General features: G+C 68.4%; 10 protein-coding genes. 5 read left to right on the top strand and 5 right to left on the bottom strand.

The window, feature by feature from the left end:
* Nucleotides 1-113 precede the first annotated feature (113 nt).
* From ASF26_RS02495 to ASF26_RS02475, 5 genes are all read right to left on the bottom strand, one after another.
* The gene (locus tag ASF26_RS02495; protein WP_056249050.1) at nucleotides 114-1,397 is read right to left on the bottom strand and encodes a cation:proton antiporter; all 1,284 of its coding nucleotides are present in this window, start codon (nucleotides 1,395-1,397) and stop codon (nucleotides 114-116) included.
* A 309-nt stretch (nucleotides 1,398-1,706) separates the two neighbouring features.
* Nucleotides 1,707-2,927 carry a Gfo/Idh/MocA family oxidoreductase gene (locus tag ASF26_RS02490; RefSeq protein WP_056249047.1) on the bottom strand — a complete coding sequence of 407 codons (1,221 nt, stop codon included), beginning with the start codon at nucleotides 2,925-2,927 and terminating at the stop codon, nucleotides 1,707-1,709.
* Nucleotides 2,928-3,109: 182 nt separating this feature from the next.
* Nucleotides 3,110-4,285 (bottom strand): ABC transporter permease, encoded by a 1,176-nt coding sequence (locus tag ASF26_RS02485; RefSeq protein ID WP_056249044.1) that lies wholly within the window; start codon nucleotides 4,283-4,285, stop codon nucleotides 3,110-3,112.
* A gap of 25 nt (nucleotides 4,286-4,310) precedes the next feature.
* A complete protein-coding gene (locus ASF26_RS02480; RefSeq protein WP_056249041.1) occupies nucleotides 4,311-4,811 on the bottom strand; it encodes a DUF4112 domain-containing protein in 501 nt (166 codons plus the stop codon).
* A gap of 96 nt (nucleotides 4,812-4,907) precedes the next feature.
* A complete protein-coding gene (locus ASF26_RS02475; protein ID WP_056249037.1) occupies nucleotides 4,908-6,077 on the bottom strand; it encodes an aminotransferase in 1,170 nt (389 codons plus the stop codon).
* Between the two features lie 601 nt (nucleotides 6,078-6,678).
* Between ASF26_RS02475 and ASF26_RS23015 the strand changes: the two genes are divergently transcribed.
* The 5 genes from ASF26_RS23015 (at nucleotide 6,679) to ASF26_RS02455 (ending at nucleotide 15,667) form a co-directional block, all read left to right on the top strand.
* The gene (locus tag ASF26_RS23015) at nucleotides 6,679-6,819 is read left to right on the top strand and encodes a hypothetical protein (protein WP_200925875.1); all 141 of its coding nucleotides are present in this window, start codon (nucleotides 6,679-6,681) and stop codon (nucleotides 6,817-6,819) included.
* Nucleotides 6,820-7,091: 272 nt separating this feature from the next.
* Nucleotides 7,092-8,510, top strand: coding sequence for an MdtA/MuxA family multidrug efflux RND transporter periplasmic adaptor subunit (locus ASF26_RS02470; protein WP_056249026.1), 1,419 nt, complete (start codon nucleotides 7,092-7,094; stop codon nucleotides 8,508-8,510).
* Nucleotides 8,511-8,691: 181 nt separating this feature from the next.
* Nucleotides 8,692-11,805, top strand: coding sequence for an MdtB/MuxB family multidrug efflux RND transporter permease subunit (locus tag ASF26_RS02465; protein ID WP_056249024.1), 3,114 nt, complete (start codon nucleotides 8,692-8,694; stop codon nucleotides 11,803-11,805).
* Nucleotides 11,806-11,894: 89 nt separating this feature from the next.
* Nucleotides 11,895-12,392 carry a DUF559 domain-containing protein gene (locus tag ASF26_RS02460; protein ID WP_056249021.1) on the top strand — a complete coding sequence of 166 codons (498 nt, stop codon included), beginning with the start codon at nucleotides 11,895-11,897 and terminating at the stop codon, nucleotides 12,390-12,392.
* Nucleotides 12,389-15,667 carry an efflux RND transporter permease subunit gene (locus ASF26_RS02455; RefSeq protein ID WP_056249017.1) on the top strand — a complete coding sequence of 1,093 codons (3,279 nt, stop codon included), beginning with the start codon at nucleotides 12,389-12,391 and terminating at the stop codon, nucleotides 15,665-15,667. The genes ASF26_RS02460 and ASF26_RS02455 overlap by 4 nt, the downstream gene beginning before the upstream one ends.
* The last annotated feature ends 150 nt before the right edge of the window (nucleotides 15,668-15,817 follow it).

Genomic DNA, 15,817 nt, shown 5'->3' with positions numbered 1-15,817 from the left:
AAATGCCATGAAAAACTTGGGCTTTATTTTTGGTCGGGCGGAAGAAAATTTGCAGGGTATCCGGCCAATACGGAGGCTGATGTCGCTCGGCCGACAGGCCCCGTTCCCCGGCTTCATTCGGCGCGGCGTGAGGCCAGCGGCAGGTCGAGCTGGGCGCTCTCGGTATCGCGCCCGCTGCGGCGGTCGAGAAAGCCCAGCACCGGCGAGACGCTGACCCCGTGCAGGACGATGGAGAGGAGGATCGTCAACCCCGCCGTGCTCCACAACAGGCCCGCCCCCTCGAACCGCGCATGCCCGAGGGCGAAGGCGAGATAGTAGATCGTCCCGAGCCCCCTGATCCCGAAGATGCTGATCACCGCCCGTTCGGCGAAGGGCTGGTCGTGCCCGACGAGGCTGACCCAGCCGCAGAGCGGGCGCACCACGAAGATGACGAGACACGCGAAGGCGGCCCCCGCCCAGGTGAGGTCGCGCAGGAGCCCGCCGCCGAGGGCGAGGCCGAAGCCGACGAGGAGGATCATCATCGCCAACCGCTCGAACGCCTCCGCAGACCCGTGGAGGGCGTGATGGTAATCGTGGCCCCGGTCGGACCAGCGCATGGCCAGGGCCGCCACGAAGACGCCGACGAAGCCGTAGCCGTGCACCGCCTCCACGGCGGCATAGGTGAGGCAGGTGATGCCGAGAGCCACGAAGCCGTCGCCGGTGCGCGACAGGCGGGCGCGGTTCGGCAGGTGGAAGGTCAGCCAGCCGAAGCCCCGCCCGATGGCGGCGCCCAGGGCCACCCCCACCAGGATCTTCCAGACCAGCGAGAGGCCGACCCATTCGGTCCACCCGGCGGCATTCAGGCCGGAGGAGGCGGCGAACGCGATGGCGAGGTTGACGAAGGGAAAGGCGAGCCCGTCGTTCAGCCCGGCCTCGGAGGTGAGGCCGAAGCGCATCTCGTCTTCCTCGCCCTCCGACGGCGGACCGACCTGAACGTCGGAGGCGAGGACCGGGTCGGTGGGCGCCAGGGCGGCGGCGATGAGCAGGGACGAGGCGATGCCGAGGCCGAGGAGATGCGAGGCCAGGAAGCCGAGGGCGAGGATCGTCAGCGGCATGGCGATGGCGAGAAGGCGCCACGTCACCATCCAGCTCTTCCAGCCAACCCGGCGGTCGAGCTTCAGCCCGGCCCCCATCAGCGAGATGATGACGACGAACTCGCTGACCTTCTCGATGAGGCGCAGGTGATGCTCCGGCCGTGGGGAGAACTCGCCGATCCCCGGGATCAGCGACAGGCCGGCCCCGATCGCGACGCAGCAGATCGGCAGTGACAGCGGCAATTGCCGAAGCACCATCGGCAGCCAGGCGGTGAGGAGCACGAGGGCCCCGAAGCCGCCGAGCGTGATGACATACGTGTCCATGGCACCCGATTCGTTCCTGCACGCCCCCCGCCGGAATCACCACGACCCACACGCAAGACCGATTTACTTGAGTTGTCCGTTTCCGGATGGAAGCGCTGTCCTGCCCTCCGCCGCCGGCTACGCAATTTATACATCTTCTCGACGGCTGCTTTCTTGAGCCGAAGGCATCGATATCAGGCGCGACGGGCTCCCTCTCCTGGAAGGAGAGGGGACCCGCGCTGCCCGCGAGATGTGTGAACATCGTAGCCACAAGGGGGAGTGGGACGCGCTCTGCCTGCGTGTCCGGTTGTATGAACCCGATCGCCGCCGTCAGGGCGTGCCCGACCGCATGGTCATGTCGGGGTTGAGATCGACCCATCGGCGGGTCGCCGCCGCCTGGTAGAGCGCCTCGATCAGGCGGACGTCGCGCAGGCCCATTTCTCCGGGCGTGCGCAGCTCCCCGCCCTCCGCGATGACCTGCGAGAGGTGGTCGATCTCGCCGGTGAACTGCACCGCGTCGCCCTCCGCCGTCAGGATCTCGTCCGCGCGTTTGGCATTGCCGATCACGAGGCGGTTGCCCTGGTAGGCGGTGCCGGGATCGAGGGTGGCGACCGCCTTGTCGCCCCACAGGTCGATCCGCTTCTTGTCGGCGCTGTAGCCCGACGAGACCGTGGCGCGCCGGCCCGAGGGGAAGACGAGCTGGGCCGTGAACACGTCCTCCACCTCAGCGAAACGCGAATCGCCCGCCGGCGCATGCATCGAGGCGGAGACCGAGGACGGGCTCTCGCCGAAGAACCATTGCACGCCGTTGAGGCCGTAGATGCCGATATCGACGAGCGAGCCGCCGCCGGCCACGGCCTTCAGCATGCGCCACTGGTCCCGGGGCTTTCCCGGCTCGAGGGGGCGGTGATGGTCGGAGGAGGCGAAGCGCACCTCGCCGAGTTCGCCCGCATCCATCATCGCTTTGGCGCGCAGGTTATGTGGCTCCCAATGCACCCGGTAGGCGATCATCAGGCGGCGGTCGGCGGCCTTGGCGGCGTCGATCATCCGCCGGCACTCGGCGGAACTCGTCGCCATCGGCTTCTCGCAGAGGACGTGCTTGCCCGCCTCTAGGGCCTTGATGGTCAGATCGGCATGGGTGGAGTTCGGCGTGATGATATAGACGGCGGCGATGTCCGCATTGTCGGCCATCTTCCCCATCGAGGCGTAATCGTAGAGGCCGCCCGGTCCGATCCCGTAGCGGTCAGCGACGGACTTCGCCTTCTCCGGGTTGCCGGAGACGAGGGCGACGGCCCTGGAGCGCCGCGCGCGCTGGAAGGCCGGCAGGATCTGGGCCTGGGCGAAATCGCCGAGGCCGACCACGGCCCAGCCGAGATGCTTCTCCCGGGCCAGCGGCGGCGGCTGGTCGAGCTTGGGCTCGGGCCGGCCGGTGGGGGTGGTGGGGATCGCCTGGGAGGCCGCGCGCTCGGAGGCCAGCACGCCGCCGATTCCGGCGAGACTGCCGGCCATGAAGAGACGGCGGGACGGCGTCGTATGCGAGGCGTCGGACATCGTATCTCCGGATCCGGGAGGGGTAAATCTCGCGGCCGGATCGAGATTGCCGCCCTCCGACAACGCGTGACGCACCGATTGGATTCCTTCGGAACCTGCGGTCGAGGCGCGCGGGGGGATTAAAACGCGAAACCCACCTCAATGGATCTCGCGCGGCAGTCGGTTTTTACTTGAGCGTGGCTTTACTTGAACGTCTTGCGGGGGTCGAAGGCGTCGCGCACGGCCTCGCCGGCGAAGATGAGCAGGCTCAGCATCACCGCCACCACGAAGAAGCCGGTCAGCCCGAGCCAGGGGGCCTGGATGTTGTCCTTGCCCTGCGCCAGCAACTCGCCCAGCGAGGCCGAGCCGGGGGGCAGGCCGAAGCCGAGGAAGTCGAGGGAGGTCAGCGTCCCGATCGAGCCGTTGAGGATGAACGGCATGAAGGTCAGCGTCGCCACCATGGCGTTGGGCAGGAGGTGCCGGCTCATGATGCGGATGTTGGAGAGGCCGAGCGCACGGGCGGCGCGGACGTATTCGAAATTGCGCGCCCGCAGGAACTCGGCCCGCACCACGCCGACCAGGGCCACCCAGGAGAACAGCAGCAGGATGCCCAGCAGCACGAAGAAGCCCGGGGCGATGAAGGCCGAGATGATGATGATGAGGTAGAGGGTCGGGATGCCGCTCCAGACCTCGATGAAGCGCTGCAGGGCGAGATCGACCCAGCCGCCGAAATAGCCCTGCACCGCGCCGGCGATGACGCCGATCACCGAGGAGACCAGGGCCAGGATGAGCCCGAACAGCACCGAGATGCGAAAGCCGTAGATGACGCGGGCCAGCACGTCGCGGGTGGTGTTGTCGGTGCCGAGCCAGTGCATCTCCAGGCCCTTGCATCCCTCCCGGCCCGTCGTCTCCGCGCCATTCTGCTTCGCCGCCGCCTGGCACTGCTCGTCGGTGAGCATCCAGGTGGGCGGCGAGGGTGAGGGGGTCGGCAGCCCGTCGATGATCGTGTCGTAGGAATAGGGGATCGGCGGCCAGACCGCCCAGCCGTGATCGGCGATCTCCTTGCGGGTCTCCGCAGAGCGGTAGTTCGGCCTCGCGTAGAACCCGCCGAACTTCTCGTCCGGGTAGTCGATGAGGACGGGAAACAGGATCTCGCCCTTGTACGACACCACCAGGGGACGGTCGTTGGCGATGAACTCGGCGAACAGGCTCAAGCCGAACAGGCCGACGAAGATCACGAAGGACCAGAAGCCGAGCCGGTTTCGGCGGAAATTCGAAAGCCGCCGCCGGTTCAGCGGCGACAGCCCCCGCACCACCGGGGCGAGGGGAGGCGGGGCGGTGACGGGGACGGCTTCCGCGAGGCGGGCGATCTCGTTCATGAGACCGCCCCTATTGGATTGTGCGTCAGCCGTCGAGACGGACGGCCGTTCCCTCGATCTCGTTGGGGCGCAGGCCGCCGGTTTTCTCGAGGTGGCGGCGCAGCAGACGGACGTTGCGACGATTGGCCTTGAACGCAGCGTCGAAGATGTCGCCGGCGAGCGGCACGGCGCCGATCACCCCGTCGAAGGCCACGTTCATGGCCATCCGGGCCAGCAGCCATTTCGGAGCGCCGAGGCGGCGCGCCTCGTAGACGATATAGGAGGCGAGCAGCATGCCCGCCGCATCGCCGATGATCGGAACGAGGCCGACGACGGCGTCGAGCCCCACCCGGCGGTTGATGCCGGGGATCACAAACGCCGAGTCCATGAGGTGGGCGAACTGCTCCAGCCGCAGCAGCGAGGCCTCCCGGCTGTCTGGCTCGGCGCGGAAACGCGTGGCGGTCCCGTCCCGCTGGCCGAAGGTGCCGTTGGGCGATTCGCGGGTGGGCAATTCGCGAATGGGGAAGACGGCGTCGTTGAAGGCCATGGCGGGGCTCCGGGGGATGCGCGTCGTGGTCATGATGCAGGATGTGGCCCTGCCCGGTGGCTCCTGCAAGCGGCAGAAGCCCGAGACCTCCCGGCCTCACGCGGCCCGCCCCCGCATCAGGCCGGAGAGCCGCTCCAGGGCGGCGTCGAGGGTCGCGTCCTGCTTGGCGAAGCACAGCCGCACGAGGTTGCGCACCGCCCCTCGCGCATAGAAGGCGCTGATGGGGATCGCGGCGACGCCGTGCTCTCGCACCAGGGCCTGGCAGAAGGCCACGTCGTCCGCGCAGCCGAGGCGCGGCCCCAGCTCGCCGATGTCGATGGTGAGGAAGTAGGTCGCCTGCGAGGGCAGCACGGAGAAGCCGAGACCGGTGAGGCCGGCGCTCAGCCGGTCGCGCGAGCGGGCGAAACGCGCCCGCATGTCGAGGAAGTAGGATTCGTCCTTGGCCAGCCCGTAGGCGACCGCCTCCTGAAGGTTGGGCGGCGTGGTGAAGGTCAGGAACTGGTGCGCCTTCGAGACCGCCTTGAGCAGGGGCGGTGCCGCCATGACGAAGCCGACCTTCCAGCCGGTGAGGCTGAAGATCTTGCCGGCCGAGCCGATCTTCACGGTGCGGTCCCGCATGCCCTCGAACCCGATCAGCGGGCGATGGGGCCGTCCGTCGAAGGTCACGTGCTCCCACACCTCGTCACAGATTGCCGTCACGTCGAACCGCTCACAGAACCGCGCCAGCAGGGCGAGATCCTGGTCCCCGAACATCGTCGCGGTCGGGTTCAGCGGGTTGTTGAGAACGACGACGCGGGTGCGCTCCGAGAAGGCCTGCTTCAGCGCCTCTTCGTCGAGGCGGAAATGTGGGGGCCGCAGGGTGACGAAGCGCGGGATGCCGCCGGCCTGCCGGACGATGGGCAGGTAGGCGTCGTACGTCGGCTCGAACAGCACCACCTCGTCGCCGGGCGAGACCAGGGCGAGCAGGCTCGCGGCCAGGGCCTCGGTGGCGCCCGACGTCACCATCACCTCGGTCTCGGGGTCGAGGGCGAGGCCCTGGTGGCGCTCGTAATGGCTGGCGATGGCGCGGCGGAGGACCGGCAAACCCATCATCGGCGGGTACTGGTTGTAGCCGTCGCGCAGGGCCTCCGCGGCCTTCTCGCGCACGTCGGCCGGGCCGGGATCGTCAGGGAAGCCCTGGCCGAGATTGATCGCCCCGAGGTCGCGCGCCAGCACCGACATCACGTCGAACACCGTATTGGGGAGATCGGCGAAGACAGGGTTCATCCGGGAAACGCTCATGGGCGGCGGGGCTTCGATCGGGCTCCGCCTGGGGGCTGCTGGATTCGCACATCCGCTCTTAACGGCAGACCGCGTCCCTCTCCCCCTTGTGGGGAGAGGTCAGGAGTGGGGGTGGTTCCGCCAGCCTCCGCAGCTTTAGGGTCGCCCAACCACCCCCACTTCCCCCTCCTCCCCACAAGGGGAGGAGGGCCGCGCAGCCCGTAGCATGTGTGAATCCAGCAGCCCCCGGGGGGAGTTATCTTTCGCTCTCGGTACCACGGGCATTACGAGGCGGGAAATGGATGACCCGAAATGTGCGCGTTCGCACGCTCCTCAGCTTGGCGCTCCAGGCTTGCCCTGACGATTGTTGACATTCATCAGGCGTAACGTAGGTTCTGGTCATGGCCGGAGCGGGCGCCGCTCAACGGAAACACCGCCCCCTCGTTTCTTTTGAGTGGCGTACCGCTCCGGTCCTTTTTCTGAAGCTGATCCTCCCCGAGAAGACAGTCGTCACGCCCTCTTGGCGTGGCGGCTTTCTCGCGTTCTGCTTGTGCTTCGATGGTCTTCCGGGGTAGCGACCTCGCATCGGATCACGAGGACGCCCCCGTTGAGCACCCGCGCCTGCTGCGCCCTCGCTCTCTTCATCGCCCTGGCGGGGGCGGGATTGCGCCTCGCCGTGCCGGTGACGCCGCCGGACGCGGCCTATCGCGCGGTGGTCGAGGCCTACCCGTCGAAACCGCTGCCCTGAGGGCTTCGGACTTCCCGCCGTCGGCACCCTGGAAACAGCCCGGAAACCTCCGCGCCGCACTGGCGTCGCAATAGTCCGGCATGTGCGACGGCGATGCTGAGCGAACGATCGACGGGCACGGCCCTCCGGCAAACGTGCACGACTTCTTGCGCGGCCCTGGATCGTCGCCCCGCTGCGCGGTGGTCGCGCCCCCTGTTCCGTCGGGACTCTCGTCTCCATTTCGGTCACACTGCGTGGTGCCGGTCGGAAACGAGCGGCCGGATTGTCGAGGCATGAACGAACAATCGCCCATCCGGACCGAGACGGCCCGGCACATCGGACCCGAGACATCGGCGCCCACGCGCCGGCGAAGCCGTGCGGGGACGTGGCTCATCCTGCTCCTCCTCCTCGCGGGGGGCGGCGCGGCCGGCTACCGGTTCTATCTCGCGCCCAAACCTGCGACGGAGACCGCCGCCGACGGCGCGCCCGCCCGCGGCAAGGGCACCCGTGGACGACCCGGCGACATGGCCCAGGCGGTGGGCGTCGCCACGGTCTCGGCCGGCGAGATCCCGGTGGTGCTGTCGGGCCTCGGCACGGTGACGCCGCTCGCCACCGTGACGATCCAGTCGCAGATCAGCGGCTACCTCATGGAGATCGGCTTTCGCGAGGGCCAGACCGTGAAGAAGGGTGACTTCCTCGCCCAGATCGATCCGCGCATCTACGAGGCTCAGCTCGCCCAGTACCAGGGCCAGCTCGCCCGCGATCAGGCTCTGCTGCAGAATTCGAAGCTCGACCTCGCCCGCTTCCAGCGCCTCAGCCTGCAGGATTCGATCTCCAAGCAGAACGTGGACACGCAAGCGGCCCTGGTGAAGCAGAACGAGGGCACCGTCGCCATCGATCAGGCCCAGGTCGACCAGCAGAAGCTCAACATCGCCTATACGCGCATCGTCTCGCCGGTGGAGGGCCGCGTCGGCCTGCGCCAGATCGACCAGGGCAATTACGTCACCGCCGCCTCCACCAACATCGTGGTGGTGACGCAGCTGCATCCGATCTCGGTGGTCTTCACCCTGCCGGAGGACGACGTGGCGCGGGTGATGCGCCGCCTGCGCTCGGGGGCGAAACTCACGGTGACCGCCTACGACCGGGGCGATGCCAACGTGCTCGCCACCGGCACCCTCGACACGGTGGACAACCAGATCGACACCACCACCGGCACGGTGAAGCTGCGCGCGCTGTTCGACAACAAGGACGAGAGCCTGTTCCCGAACCAGTTCGTCAACGCCAAGCTCACCGTGGACATCGTGCGGGACACGCCCATCATCCCCACCGCCGCGATCCTGCGCGGCACGCCGGGCGCCTACGTCTACCTCCTCGACGGCGACGACAAGGTCGTGGTCCGCCCGATCACCGTGGGCGAGGCGGAGGGGGCGCGCACTGCCGTCACCAAGGGGCTGGCGGTGGGCGACCGGGTCGTGGTCGACGGGACCGACCGCCTGCGCGACGGCGCCAAGGTCCGCGTCACCGAGGGCGGCAAGGGCCAAGCGGCGCCCCCCGGTGAACCTGCGGCGCCCGGCCAGCCGGCGGCATCCGGCCAAACTGCACCTGCAACCGACGCCACGGCCACGACATCGACGCCCGCCGCCGGGACACCTCCCGAAAACCCGCCGCAGAAGCGCGAGCGCCGCAGAGAGCGGCCGGCGGCGCAGCCGTGATGGTCATTCTCGACGCCGTTCCTCCCTCCCCCCTCTGCGGGGGAGGGTGCCTGCGTAGCAGGCGGGAGAGGGGAGGACCTCTCCGGATAGCGCGCTCCCCTCTCCCGACCCACTGCGTGGGCCACCCTCCCCCGCAGGGGGGGGAGGGGAGAGGCGGCGCGCCCGTCATGGCCCTCGCCCCATGAACCCGTCCCGCATCTTCATCCTGCGCCCCGTCGCCACCACGCTGTTCATGCTGGCGATCCTGCTGGTCGGCATGGTGTCGTACCTGAACCTGCCGGTCTCGGCCCTGCCGTCGGTGGATTACCCGACGATCCAGGTCCAGACCTTCTATCCCGGCGCCAGCCCCGAGGTGATGACCTCGGCCGTGACGGCACCGCTCGAGCGGCAGTTCGGCCAGCTCGCCAACCTCAACCAGATGACCTCGCAGAGTTCTGCGGGCGCCTCGGTCATCACCCTGCAGTTCAGCCTCGATCTCGGCCTCGACATCGCCGAGCAGCAGGTCCAGGCAGCGATCAATGCGGCGGGCAACCTGCTGCCCTCCGACCTGCCGGCGCCGCCGGTCTACGCCAAGGTCAACCCGGCCGACGCGCCGATCCTGACGCTGGCCCTGACCTCCACGACGATGCCGCTCACCGAGGTGCGCGATCTCGCCGAGACGCGGCTCGCCCAGAAGATCAGCCAGGTCTCCGGCGTCGGCCTCGTCAGCATGGGCGGCGGCCAGCGCCCCGCCGTACGCGTGCGCTTTAACTCGCGGGCGCTGGCCGCCTACGGCCTCAACATCGATGACCTGCGCACCACCATCACCAACCTCAACGTCAATACGCCCAAGGGCACGATCGACGGGCCGACCCAGTCCTACGCCATCAACGCCAACGACCAGATCCGCGACCCGAAGGCCTACGAGCAGGCGATCATCGCCTACAAGAACGGCTCGGCGGTGCGGCTCTCGGATGTGGCCGACGTGGTCAACGGCCCGGAGAACACCAAGCTCGGCGCCTGGATGGACGAGACGCCCGCCGTCATCCTCAACATTCAGCGCCAGCCCGGCGCCAACGTCATCGCCACCGTCGACAAGATCAAGGCGCTGCTGCCCCAGCTCCAGGGGACGCTGCCCGCCGCGATCACGGTGACGCCGCTCACCGACCGCACCACCACCATCCGCGCCTCGGTGCACGACGTGCAGGTGGAGCTGGCGCTGGCCATCGGCCTCGTGGTGCTGGTGATCTTCCTGTTTTTGCGCAGCCTGTCCGCGACCCTGATCCCGAGCCTGTCGGTGCCGCTCTCGCTGATCGGCGCACTCTCGATCATGGACCTCTACGGGTTCTCCCTCGACAACCTGTCCCTGATGGCGCTCACCATCGCGACGGGCTTCGTCGTCGATGACGCCATCGTGGTCATCGAGAACATCGCCCGCCACGTGGAGGAGGGCGATTCGCCGATGGAGGCGGCCCTGAAGGGCAGCCGCGAGATCGGCTTCACCATCATCTCCCTCACCGTCTCGCTCATCGCGGTGCTGATCCCACTCCTGTTCATGGGCGACGTGGTGGGGCGCCTGTTCCACGAATTCGCGATCACGCTCGCCGCCACCATCGTGATCTCGGCGGTGGTGTCGCTGACCCTGGTGCCGATGCTGTGCGCCCGCCTGCTCAAGCACGCGCCGGAGGCCAAGCGCCGGGAAGGATTCATCGGGCGGGCCGGCCGGAGGGCCATGGACGGGGTGATCTCCGGCTACGGGCGGATGCTGCGCGTGGTGCTCAACCACCAGGGCCTGACCCTGTTGGTCACCCTGGCCACCATTGCGCTCACCGCCTACCTGTTCGTGGTGATCCCCAAGGGGTTCTTCCCGGTCCAGGACACGGGCGTGATCCAGGGCGTGACCCAGGCCGACCAGACCGTCTCCTATGCCGAGATGGCGGACCGCCAGCAGCAGCTCGCGCGCATCGTCCTGCAGGACCCGGATGTGGCGAGCCTGTCCTCGTTCATCGGCGTCGACGGGCAGAACGTGACGCTCAATTCCGGCCGCTTCCTCATCAACCTCAAGCCGCACGAGGGCCGCGCCACCGATGCCAGCGCGATCATCCGCCGCCTGAAGGAAGCGACGCGCGGGGTCGCCGGCATCCGGCTCTACATGCAGCCGGTGCAGGACCTCACCATCGACACGGCGGTGAGCGCGACGCAGTACCAGGTGATCCTGGAGAACCCGAACCTCTCCGAGTTCGAGACCTGGGTGCCGCGCTTCGTCCAGGCGCTGCAGCGCTCGCCGCTGCTGTCGGACGTGGCCAGCGACCTGCAGGGCAACGGGCTGGCTGCCTACGTCACCATCGACCGGCCCACCGCCGGCCGCTACGGCATCACCCCGGCCACCGTGGACAACGCCCTCTACGACGCCTTCGGCCAGCGCATCGTCTCGACGATCTTCACCCAGTCGAACCAGTACCGGGTGATCCTCGAGGCCGATCCCGACCTGCACAAGACCCTCGACAGCCTCAACGGCATCTTCCTGCCCTCCTCCACGGCGGCCTCGGGGCAGGTGCCGCTCTCGGCGGTGGCGCGGATCAGCGAGCGCCGGGCGCCGCTCCTCATCAGCCATCTCGGCCAGTTCCCGGCCACCACCGTCTCGTTCAACCTCGCCGAGGGGGTGGCGCTGGGCGATGCGGTGAAGACGATCGAGGCGGCGCGCAAGGAGATCGACTTGCCGCCGAGCTTCCGCGTGGTGCCGCAGGGCTCGGTCTTCGCCTTCCAGTCGGCACTCTCGAACCAGCTCTTCCTGGTGATCGCGGCCATCGTCACCGTCTACATCGTGCTCGGCGTGCTTTACGAGAGCTTCGTCCACCCGATCACGATCCTCTCGACCCTGCCCTCGGCGGGGATCGGCGCCCTGGTCGGGCTGATGCTCTTCGGCATGCCTCTCGACATCATCGGCGTCATCGGCATCGTGCTGCTCATCGGCATCGTGAAGAAGAACGCGATCATGATGATCGACTTCGCGCTCCAGGCCGAGCGCGAGGAGGGCATGGCCCCGCGCGACGCGATCTACGAGGCCTGCCTGCTGCGTTTCCGCCCGATCCTGATGACGACGCTCGCCGCCCTGTTCGCGGCGGTGCCCCTCATCCTCGGCACCGGCGTCGGCTCGGAACTGCGCCAGCCGCTGGGCATCGTCATCGCCGGCGGCCTCATCGTCTCCCAGGTGCTGACCCTGTTCACCACCCCGGTGATCTACCTCGCCTTCGACCGGCTGGAGCGGCGGTTCAAGCGCGGCGGCGGTACCAAGGCGGCGGGGGTGACGCCGTGAGCCGGGACTTCGCCGCCGCTCTCCCTCCCCCCTCTGCGGGGGAGGGTGGCCCCCGGAGGGGGTCGGGAGAGGGGAACCCGGTTTCCATATTGGGCGCGCAGAGCGACGAGGGGCGCAACCTCGTCAGACCCACTCCGCATCTGCGTGCGTTCGCCCGCGAACAACGTCGGCTCCGTACGCTTGCCGAGGATGCGTTCTGGCAGCAGGTGCGCGGTAGCCGCTTCCGTGGGCTCAAATTCAGACGCCAGGTTCCCCTGCCGCCCTACATCGCCGATTTCCTCTGCGCGTCCGCCCGTCTGATCGTCGAACTCGACGGAGCCCCGCATGATGAGGCCGAACGCAGTGATCGCGATGCCGCCCGCGATGTCTGGCTGCGGGAGCAGGGATTTGAGGTTCTGCGCATCCGGAATGACCGTGTCCTAAGCAATCTCGCCTCGGTTCTTGAGACGGTCGGCGCGACCGTCGAGGCGCGGCTGGCTCGCGCCACCTCCAACAGCGTCGCTCCCCTCTCCCGACCCGGCCTGACGGCCGGGCCACCCTCCCCCGCAGAGGGGGGAGGGAGTATGCGCCCGGCTCCCCGCCCATGAACGTCTCCGAGCCGTTCATCCGCCGTCCGGTCGCCACGACGCTGCTCACCATCGGGGTGCTACTGGCGGGGATCTTCGCGTTCTTCAAGCTGCCGGTGGCGCCGCTGCCGCAGGTGGATTTCCCCGTCATCCTGGTCCAGGCGCAGATGGCCGGGGCCTCGCCCGAGACCATGGCGACGACGGTGGCGGCGCCCCTGGAGCGGCGGCTCGGCATCATCGCCGATGTGGGCGAGATGACCTCCACCAGTTCCGTCGGGACGGTGCGGATCGTCCTGATGTTCAATCTCAACCGCGACATCGACGGGGCCGCCCGCGACGTGCAGGCGGCGATCAACGCCGCGCGGGCCGACCTGCCCACCGCCCTGCGCTCGAACCCGACCTACCGCAAGTTCAACCCGGCCGACGCGCCGATCCTGATCCTCGGGCTGACCTCGAACACCCTGTCGCCGGGCCAGCTCTACGATTCCGCCGCCACGGTGGTGCAACAGAAGATGTCCCAGCTCCCCGGGGTGGGGAATGTCGATATCGGCGGCTCGTCGTTGCCGGCGGTGCGGGTCGAGCTCGATCCCACCGCCCTCTACCATTACGGGATCGGCCTCGAAGGGGTGCGCGCGGCGATCGCCTCGGCCAATGCCAATTCCCCCAAAGGGGCGATCGAGACCGATACCCGCCATTACCAGCTCTACGCCAACGACCAGGGCCGGGTGGCGGCGGATTACCGCGACATCATCGTGGCCTACCGCAACGGGGCGGGGGTGCGCCTCACCGATGTGGGCAAGGTCGAGGATTCGGTGGAGGACAAGCGCAACCTCGGCCTCGTCAACGGCCGGCCGGGGGTGATCCTGTTCATCTACAAGCAGCCCGGCTCCAACGTGGTCGATACGATCAAGGCGGTGGAGGCGGCGCTGCCGCAGGTGAAGGCGGCTTTGCCCGGCGACATCGACCTCACCATCACCGGCGACCGAAGCGCCACCATCCGCGCCTCCCTCGCCGAGACCGAGGAGACCCTGGTCATCGCGGTCGTCCTCGTCATCGGCGTGGTCTTCGCCTTCCTGCGCTCCGGCCGGGCGACCCTGATCCCGGCCGTGGCCGTGCCGATCTCGATCATCGGCACCTTCTCGGCCATGTACCTGCTGGATTACAGCCTCGACATCCTGTCGCTGATGGCCCTCATCATCGCCACCGGCTTCGTGGTGGACGACGCCATCGTCGTCCTGGAGAACATCCAGCGCCATATCGAGCTCGGCAAGCCGAGGCTGGAGGCCGCCCTCGTCGGGGCGAAGGAGGTCGGCTTCACCGTCATCTCCATGAGCCTGTCGCTGATCGCGGTGTTCATCCCGATCCTACTGATGGGGGGGATCGTCGGTCGGCTGTTCGAGGAATTCGCCGTCACCCTGTCCCTGGCGATCCTGATCTCCCTGGTGCTCTCCCTCACCACCACGCCGATGATGTGCGCGCTGCTGCTCAAGCGCGAAAGCGTGCCGGAGGGAGAAGCGCCGCGCCGCCCCAACCTCCTGATCAGGGGGCTGGAAGGCGCCTTCGAGGGAACGCTGCGCGCTTATGAGCGGACCCTGCGGATCGCCCTCACTCACCGCCGCCTGGTGCTGCTCACGCTGTTCGCGACGATCGGGCTCAATGTCTATCTCTACATCATCGTCCCCAAGGGCTTCTTTCCCGAGCAGGATACCGGGCAGATGATGGGCGGCATCCAGGCCGACCAGCGCATCTCGTTCCAGGCGATGAAGCAGAAGCTGGAACAGGCCACCGCCATCGTGCAGGCCGACCCGGCGGTGGACAGCGTCGTCGGCTTCACGGGTGGGCGCGCCACCAACTCGGCCAACGTCTTCGTCGGCCTCAAGCCACGGGGCGAGCGCGCCTCGATCACCGAGGTGATGACCCGTCTGCGCCCCAAGCTCGCGCAGGTGGCCGGCGCCCGGCTGTTCCTGTTCCCGCGCCAGGACCTGCGCATGGGCGGGCGCCAGAGCTTCGCGCAGTACCAGTACACCCTGCAGGGCGACACGGCCGACGAGCTCTACGCGGCGGCCCCCCGGCTCGTGGAGGCGCTGCAGAAGAACCCGGTCTTCTCGGACGTGACCTCGGACCAGCAGGAGGGCGGGCTCGAGAGCCGCCTCGTCATCGACCGGGCGACCGCCTACCGCTACGGCATCACGCCCGACAAGATCGACAACACCCTCTACGACGCCTTCGGCCAGCGGCAGGTCTCGACGATCTACAACCCGCTCAACCAGTACCATGTCGTGATGGAGATCGCGCCGCGCTACCTGCAGAGCCCGGAGACGTTGAAGACCGTCTTCGTCTCGACCTCCGGCGGCAAGGCGCGGGGTTCGGCCATCACCAACGCCGTGGCCGGGACGGTGGCGGGGGCCGCCATGACGGGAACCACGGCCTCCACCATCGCCGCCGATTCCGCCCGTAACGCCGCCTCCAACGCCATCGCCGGCGGGGCGGGGGCCTCGTCCAGCGCGCCGGTTTCCAGCGCCAAGGAGACGATGATCCCGCTCTCGGCCTTCGCACGGGTGGAGACCGGCAACGCCCCGGTCCAGGTGAGCCACCAGGGCCTGTTCGTGGCGACCACGCTCTCGTTCAACCTGGCGCCGGGAAAGAGCCTGTCGGACGCCACCGCCGCTATCGAGGAGGCCGAGGCGGCCTTACGCCTGCCGGCCACGATCCACGGAGAATTCGCGGGTGCGGCCAAGACCTTCCAGGCCTCGTCTTCCCGCCAGCCGTTGCTGATCCTGGCGGCGCTCCTGGCCGTCTACACCATCCTGGGGATCCTCTACGAGAGCTTCGTCCATCCGGTGACGATCCTCTCGACCCTGCCCTCGGCCGGCATCGGCGCGCTGCTGGCGCTCCTCGTCTCCGGCACGGAATTCACCATCATCGCGCTGATCGCGGTGTTCCTGCTCATCGGCATCGTCAAGAAGAATGCGATCATGATGATCGACGTGGCGCTGGACGCCGAGCGCACGCGCGGAGCTACACCGAAGGACGCGATCTTCGAAGCCTGCCTCTTGCGCTTCCGGCCGATCATGATGACAACGCTGGCGGCCCTGCTCGGCGCCCTGCCTCTCATCCTCGCCGGGGGCGAAGGCTCGGAAATGCGCCGCCCCCTGGGCATCGCCATCGCCGGCGGCCTGATCGTGAGCCAGATCCTGACCCTCTACACCACGCCCGTCGTCTACCTCTATCTCGACCGCCTCCGTCGGCGGCCCAAAGCCGCCAGCGGCACCGCGCCGTTGCCGGCGGGGGAGTGATGATGTCGATGGCTCGTCGCGCATGCGCGACCCTCCCCCCTCTGCGGGGGAGGGTGCCTGCGGAGCAGGCGGGAGAGGGGGCGACCTCTCCGGACACGGCGCTCCCCTCTCCCGACCCTCGCTTACGCGAGGGCCACCCTCCCCCGCAGA

The organism is Methylobacterium sp. Leaf93 (assembly GCF_001422345.1).
Classification (GTDB): Bacteria; Pseudomonadota; Alphaproteobacteria; order Rhizobiales; family Beijerinckiaceae; genus Methylobacterium; species Methylobacterium bullatum.
Note: the sequence above shows the minus strand (reverse complement) of the source record. Positions and strands in the feature narration are given on the sequence as shown.